Below are 5,571 nucleotides of genomic sequence, written 5' to 3' on the forward strand. Positions count from 1 at the left end.
CGGCGACCCGGCGGACCGGGCGGCGTAGCCGTACCCGTCCCGGGGAGTCCGCGCGTCAGGGCGCGGCGCGGCGCAGGTCGAACAACTCCGAGGGGGAGATCGGCATCTTCATGACCGGGATGCCCTCGGCGTCCTCGACCGCCGAGGCGATCACCGCCGAGACCGGGATGACCCCGGCCTCGCCCGCGCCCTTGATGCCGAGCGGGTTGAGCGGCGAGGGGGTCTGCAGGTGCGCGGTCTCCACGTGCGGGACCTCCGTGGCGTACGGCATCAGGAAGTCCATGAACGAGGCGTTGAGCAGCTGGCCGTGCTCGTCGTAGACCATCCGCTCGTACAGCGCGCCGCCGACGCCCTGGGCGACGCCGCCGTGGATCTGCCCCTCGACGATCATCGGGTTGACGAGATTGCCGCAGTCGTGGACCACGGCGTAGCGCAGGATGCGGATCTCGGCGGTCAGCGGGTCGGTCTCCACGATCGCCGCGTGCATGCCGGAGGCGAAGGTCGAGCGGATCGGCGAGTAGTAGCCGCGTCCTTCCAGGCCCGGCTCCTCCCCCTCGGCGACCGGCGGCCGGTCCGGCGGCGAGGCGCCCGCGAACTGCGTGGCGCGGGCCGCCTCGTCGTCGAAGGCGTAGCGCAGCGGGTTGGCCAGCACCGCCACGGTGGCCAGCGGGACCGAGGCGGTCGGCACCCCGGCGACGTGCACCAGCCCGTCGGTGATCTCCAGGTCGCGCGGGTCGGCCTCCAGCGCGTCGGCGGCGATCCGCAGCGCCTTCTCGCGGACCTTCCGGCAGGCCAGCGCGATGGCGTTGCCGCTCATCACCGCGGCCCGGGAGGCGAAGGTGCCGACCGCGTAGCCGAACCTGCGGGTGTCGCCGGTGACCACCGAGACCCGCTCCAGCGGCACGCCCAGCTCGGTCGCGGCGATCTGCGCGAAGACGGTCTCGTGGCCCTGGCCCTGCGAGGTCAGCCCGGTGGAGACGTGCACCCGGCCGTCGGAGGTGATCTGCACGTGGCCGCCCTCGTACGGCCCGACGCCGGTGCCCTCCACGTAGCAGCCGATGCCGATGCCCAGCCGCCGCCCCTCGGCCGCCGCGCGTTCCTTCTCCGCGGCGAAGGAGTCCCAGCCGATCAGCTCCTTGAGCAGGCGCAGCGATTCGGGGTAGTCGCCGCTGTCGTAGATCAGCGGCCGGCCGTCCTGGAAGGTCAGGCCCTGGTCGTAGGGGAACTCGTCGGGCTGGATGAGGTTGGCCGCGCGCACCGCCGTACGGTCGAGGCCGAGGTGGGCGGCGATGCGGTCCATCGTCCGCTCCATGCAGAAGACCGCCTGCGGGCGGCCCGCCCCCCGGTACGGCGTGACCTGCACGGTGGTGGTGTAGACCGAGGAGAACTCGACCCGGTAGGCCCCCAGCTTGTACGGCCCCGGCAGCTGGGTCGAGGTGATGATCGGCACGATGACCCCGTACGGCGTGTAGGCGCCGTGGTCGTGCAGGATCGTCACGTCCAGGCCGAGGACGCGGCCGTCGTCGTCGAAGCCGACCCGGACGGAGTGCGCCTGGGCCCGCTCGTGCGCGGAGGAGGTGAAGTGCTCGCGGCGGTCCTCGGCCCACTTGACCTCCTGGCCGAGCAGCATCGCCGCCCAGGGGACGAGGACCTCCTCCGGCCACGGATGCATGATCTTGACGCCGAACCCGCCGCCCACGTCGGGCGCGATCACCTCGACCTTGGGCAGCGGCAGGCCGAGCTTGGCGGCCAGGGCCATCCGCACGCTGGTGGAGGTCTGGGTGCTGGAGTAGACCCGCAGGGAGGCGTCGTCGGCGTCCCAGCGGGCGTACACCCCCCTGCCCTCCAGCGGCATGGACGCGCTGCGCTCGATGTCGAGGCGGAACTCCAGGCGGTGCGGCGCGGCCGCGATCACCTCCGCCGCCCCGCGCCCGTCCGCGGCGGGCACCGACTGCACCAGGTGCGCGCCGACGTTGCCGGGCACGTCGTCGTGGACGAGCCGGTCCCCCCGGACGGCCTCCTCCACCCCGACCACCGCGGGCAGTGGGTCGTAGTCGACGCGGATCAGCGCGCAGGCGTCCTCGGCGAGGTAGCGGTCGCGGGCCACGACCATGACGACGGGTTCGCCGACGTGCCGGACCCGGTCGCGGGCCAGCGGGCGGGCGGTGCGGCCGTGGGTGAGCGCCGGGTGCGGGATGAGCAGCGGGAGCGGCTGGGCCAGCCGCTCCGGCAGGTCCTCCCAGGTGTAGATCGCCACCAGCCCGTCCACGTCGAGCGCGTCCGAGACGTCGATGTCGCGGACGACGGCGTGCGCGTGCGGGGAGCGGACGAACGCCGCGGCCAGCGCGCCCGCGCCCAGGTCGTCCAGGTAGCGGCCCTGGCCGGTGAGCAGCCGCGGGTCCTCGCGCCGCTGGACGGCCTCGCCGAAGAGCCTCGTGGTCATCGGGCCGCGCTCCTCACCGAGGAGATCATCGCCCGGATCCCCACCGGGATCGCTTCACGGGCCGTACGGGCCCTCCGGGGCCTCATACCTCCTCCACCCGCTCCTCCGCCATGATCTCGGCCGCGCGGTGCACGGCCTTGACGATGTTCTGGTAGCCCGTGCACCGGCACAGGTTGCCGGAGACGCCCTCCAGCACCTCCTCCTCGGTCGGCGCGGGGTTCTCGCGCAGCAGCGCGGTCACCGTGCACAGGAACCCGGGGGTGCAGAACCCGCACTGCAGGCCGTGGCACTCGGCGAACGCCCGCTGCACCGGCGACATGCGCGCCCCGTCGGCGAGCCCCTCGACGGTGGTGATCTCGTGCCCGTCGGCGGTGACCGCGAACGTCAGGCAGGAGCGGACCGGCTCGCCGTCCATCAGGACCGTGCAGCAGCCGCACACCCCGTGCTCGCAGCCGACGTGCGTGCCGGTCAGCCCCAGGTCGTGCCGGAGGCAGTCCGACAGCAGCCGCCGCCCCGGCACCCGGGTCCGCCGGACCACGCCGTTGACGGTCAGCGCGATCTCGTGCGCCGTCTCACCCATGCGCCCCCTCCTGCCCGCCGATCCCGGCGTGTCCCCCGGCGTTCCCCGCCCCGTTCCCCGCCGCATGTCCCGCGATGTCCCCCGCCGCGTGTCCCGCGATGTTCTCCACGGCCGCGCGGGCGGCCTCCCGGAGCGCTCGGGCGGCCAGGACCCCGGTCAGGTGCCGCCGGTAGTCCGCGGTCGCGTGGATGTCGTCCTCCGGCTCGATCCGCTCCCGCACGGCCCGCGCCGCCGCCTCCCAGTCGGCGCCCCGGCCGGTGCGGCCCCGCACGCGGCGGTGACGTCGACGACCACCGGGACGGGCCCGGCGCTCACGCAGGCCGCCGTCGCGGCGGCGACCCGCCCTGTCGACCCGTACCAGCCGGACCAGGGCCGTCGACCCCCGGCCAGGGCGTAGTCGCCGTGCCTGCGCGACACCTCCCGGAAGGCGGTGCCCGAGCGCGGGGGCAGCGCGGGGAAGAACGCGGAGACGGCCAGCTCGCCGGGGCCGAGCGCCGACTCCAGCGGGCCGGTGAAGAACTCCCCCGCCGCCACGTCGCGTACGCCTCCGCGCCGCGCCAGCCGTACCGAGCCGCCGAGCAGCGCCAGTACGGCCGGCAGCTCGGCGGCCGGGTCGGCGTGCACCAGGCTGCCGACCGCGGTGCCGCGGTTGCGGATCACCGGGTGGGCGACCAGCCGGAGCGCCTGGCGCAGCAGCGGCTGGACGGCGGCGGCCCCGGCGGAGCGCTCCACCTGCGCGTGCCGGGCCAGCGCCCCGACCCGGACCCCGTCCGGATCGGCCTCGACCACGGCCAGCTCGTCGAGCCGGTTGACGTCGACCAGGTGCGCGGGGGCGGCCAGCCGCATGTTCATCAGCGGGATCAGGCTCTGGCCCCCGGCGAGCACCTTGCCGTGCTCCCCGGTCCCGGCCAGGACGTCGAGCGCCTCGCCGAGGGTGCGGGGGGCGTGGTAGTCGAAGGGGGGTGGCTTCACCCGGCGGCTCCGCCCCGAGGCCCGGTCTCCTGGGCCGCCGGGCTTCTCCGGCGGCCTTCGATGGCCCGCAGCAGGTGGTAGCCGGCGAGCACCACGATGGTGCCGAGCGCGATGCCCTCCAGCACGAAGTCGGAGCTGATCATCTGCTTGACCGGGCCGATGGCCAGGATGATGCCCGCCCCGACCGGCACCATGTTGACCGGGTCGGAGAAGTCGACCCGGTTCTCGATCCAGATCTTCGCGCCGAGCAGGCCGATCATGCCGTAGAGGATGACGGTGATGCCGCCGAGCACGCCGCCGGGGGTGGCGGCGACCAGCGCGCCGAACTTCGGGCAGAGGCCGAACAGGATCGCGATCACCGCCGCGATGTAGTAGGCGGCCGTGGAGTAGACCCTCGTCGCGGCCATGACGCCGATGTTCTCGGCGTAGGTGGTGGTCGGGGAGCCGCCGAAGGCGCTGGTGAGCGCGGTGCCGACGCCGTCGCCGATGACGGCCCGGCCCATGTAGGGGTTGACGTCGGTGCCGGTCATCTCGCCGACGGCCTTGACGTGGCCGACGTTCTCGGCGACCAGGGCGATGACCGCGGGGAGGACCAGGATGACGGCGGAGACCTTGAAGTCGGGCCAGTGCATGCCGGGCAGGCCGATCCAGTCGGCGCTCGCGACCGCGTCGAAGCTCACCCGCGGGTGCGTGTCGATCTTCCCGGTGCCCGCGTTGTAGGCGGTGATGTCCCCGAAGACCCGGTCGGCGCCCCAGGACAGGACGAAGCCGATGACCAGCCCGAGCAGGATGCCGATCCGGCCGATGAACCCCCGGAAGAGCACGATGATCACGAAGGTGACCGTCATGGTGATGAGCGCGATCCACTGGTCCTGCGGCCAGTAGACGTCGGCGACCACGTAGGCCAGGCCGAAGCCGATCAGCATGACGACGGCGCCGGTGACGACCGGCGGGAAGATCCGGTTGATGACGTGCACGCCGAGCACGTGCATCGCCACGCCGATCAGGGCGAGCACCAGGCCCGCGACGAGGATCGCCCCGGTGACGATCGCGTCCACCGCGGGGGTGTCGCCGCCGAAGAGCGACCTGATCGCCAGCACGCCGCCCACGAACGAGGCGCTGGTCCCCAGGTAGCTGGGCACCTTGCCCTGCACGATGAGCAGGAACAGGATCGTCGCGATCCCGGAGAACATGATGGCGACGTTCGGGTCCAGCCCCATGACCAGGGGGAAGACGAACGTCGCACCGAACATCGCGATGACGTGCTGGGCCCCGAACCCGACCATGCGCGGCCAGGACAGCCGCTCGTCCGGCCTGACGACCTCCCCGGGCGCGAGCGTCTTCCCGTCTCCGTGTCTCGTCCAACCTGCAACCATCAAGCCCACCTTTCCCGGGCCGTCGGTCGGTGGCCGCCCCGCAGGCGCTCCCTCCGGCGGATCCTCGCTGCCGTTGCGGGCACATTAGGCCCGTCGACACGGCCGTACATCAGCATGATCTGCCAAATCTGATCCGCTGACCAGGGGAGCCCTCGCGTCCCCGGCGAGGGCGCGCCGCCGATGGGCCCCGCGGGCACGGA

General features: G+C 73.5%; 5 protein-coding genes. All 5 read right to left on the bottom strand.

From position 1 onward, the window contains the following. Positions 1-55: 55 nt before the first annotated feature. The 5 genes from cutA to ACWJ6R_RS28920 all read right to left on the bottom strand — a co-directional run bounded on the left by cutA (position 56) and on the right by ACWJ6R_RS28920 (position 5,371). Positions 56-2,443: an aerobic carbon-monoxide dehydrogenase large subunit gene (gene cutA, locus ACWJ6R_RS28900; RefSeq protein WP_449065260.1), complete on the bottom strand. Its 2,388-nt coding sequence runs from the start codon at positions 2,441-2,443 to the stop codon at positions 56-58. 82 nt (positions 2,444-2,525) lie between these two features. Then, positions 2,526-3,023 carry a (2Fe-2S)-binding protein gene (locus ACWJ6R_RS28905; RefSeq protein WP_449065261.1) on the bottom strand — a complete coding sequence of 166 codons (498 nt, stop codon included), beginning with the start codon at positions 3,021-3,023 and terminating at the stop codon, positions 2,526-2,528. Next, positions 3,016-3,294 (bottom strand): hypothetical protein, encoded by a 279-nt coding sequence (locus ACWJ6R_RS28910; RefSeq protein ID WP_449065262.1) that lies wholly within the window; start codon positions 3,292-3,294, stop codon positions 3,016-3,018. Before ACWJ6R_RS28910 ends, ACWJ6R_RS28905 begins: the two co-directional genes overlap by 8 nt. Further along, a complete protein-coding gene (locus ACWJ6R_RS28915; RefSeq protein ID WP_449065263.1) occupies positions 3,180-3,995 on the bottom strand; it encodes an FAD binding domain-containing protein in 816 nt (271 codons plus the stop codon). The genes ACWJ6R_RS28910 and ACWJ6R_RS28915 overlap by 115 nt, the downstream gene beginning before the upstream one ends. Further along, complete coding sequence (locus ACWJ6R_RS28920; protein WP_449065264.1) at positions 3,992-5,371, bottom strand: uracil-xanthine permease family protein; 1,380 nt, start codon at positions 5,369-5,371, stop codon at positions 3,992-3,994. The genes ACWJ6R_RS28915 and ACWJ6R_RS28920 overlap by 4 nt, the downstream gene beginning before the upstream one ends. Positions 5,372-5,571: the final 200 nt, after the last annotated feature.

This window comes from Planomonospora algeriensis, assembly GCF_977012225.1.

Bases quoted from the DNA above. Each gene is read 5' to 3' on its own strand.
- cutA (WP_449065260.1), bottom strand. From the start codon at position 2,443: ATGACCACGAGGCTCTTCGGCGAGGCCGTCCAGCGGCGCGAGGACCCG.
- ACWJ6R_RS28905 (WP_449065261.1), bottom strand. From the start codon at position 3,023: ATGGGTGAGACGGCGCACGAGATCGCGCTGACCGTCAACGGCGTGGTC.
- ACWJ6R_RS28920 (WP_449065264.1), bottom strand. From the start codon at position 5,371: ATGGTTGCAGGTTGGACGAGACACGGAGACGGGAAGACGCTCGCGCCC.